General features: G+C 69.3%; 1 pseudogene. It reads right to left on the bottom strand.

Features of this window, described 5'->3' with window-relative positions:
• Nucleotides 1-546, bottom strand: a pseudogene (locus tag AC0NZQ_RS21850) (transposase); the annotation flags it as partial.
• Nucleotides 547-615: the final 69 nt, after the last annotated feature.

Genomic DNA, 615 nt, shown 5'->3' on the forward strand with positions numbered 1-615 from the left:
TCAGCACCGACACGGTGCGTTCGCAGACGGTGATGCCCATGCCGAGGGTGAGCTCGGCGTGGACGCGTCGGTAGCCGTAGGTGCCCCGGGACGCCACGTGGACCTCGCGGATCAGACCGGTCAGCCACTGCCGACGCAGCTGCGTCTTGGTGGCCGGGGCGCGCCGGGCGAGGTAGTAGTTCTGCCGTGCGACACCGAGCACCCGGCAGGCGCGGTCGACAGGGATCCCGGCGTCAGCCAGACGGTCGATCACCGGGAAGAGCCTTTTGGGCGGGGCCGGTCCTCCCCGAGGAACTTCGCGGCCTGCCGGATGATGACCAGCTCGGTCTCGAGCTCGCGGATACGGCGCCGGGCCGCCCGCAACTCGGCGGACTCGGTCGTGCTGACGCCGGGGACCTCGCCGCGGTCGACGCGATCCTGCTTGACCCACTTCGACAGCGTGACCGGATGGATGCCCAGCTCGGTCGCGGTCTGCTTCTGCTCTTTGCCAGCCCGGACGAGGGCGACAGCCCTAGCGCGGAACTCGGCGGGATAGGCACGGGGCACGGTGTTCAGCCTCTCGATGAGGCAGCCACTTAGCCAGTCCAACTGGAACGTTTCTGGTGGGCCAGGTCA

The sequence above is a fragment of the Jatrophihabitans sp. sgz311053 genome, assembly GCF_056135305.1.